We start from the raw sequence: 321 nt of genomic DNA, 5'->3' as shown, positions 1-321 counted from the left end.
GCCTGCTCACCGCGCACGTCCGAGGTGAGCACCTGCACCACGCCCTCGGCGTCCAGCTGGGCGATACCGCGCTGGAACTGCTTGTACTTGCCCGCGTCCACCGCGCGGGCGACGACGAAGTGCTCGGGGGCGAAGCTCGGGATCGGCGGGAACTCCACCTTGGGCCCGTCGTAGAGCGTGTCCCCCACCGCCAGGGCCTGGGCGTTGACCAGCGCGATCACGTCGCCGGGGAAGGCCGTGTCGATGGTGGAGCGCTCGGAGCCGAACACCGCCTGGGAGTACTTGGTCGCGAAGGGGCGGCCCGTCGCCGCGTGCGTGAGG

The 321-nt window shown here is 71.7% G+C and carries 1 pseudogene; it reads right to left on the bottom strand.

Going from position 1 to position 321, the window contains the following annotated elements:
- Positions 1 to 321 (bottom strand): annotated as a pseudogene (locus ADL05_RS04685) (peptide chain release factor 3); the annotation flags it as partial.

Source organism: Nocardiopsis sp. NRRL B-16309, from assembly GCF_001279585.1.
GTDB lineage: Bacteria > Actinomycetota > Actinomycetes > Streptosporangiales > Streptosporangiaceae > Nocardiopsis.
The sequence above is the reverse complement of the archived record's forward strand: the minus strand, read 5'-3'. Positions and strand labels throughout refer to the sequence as shown.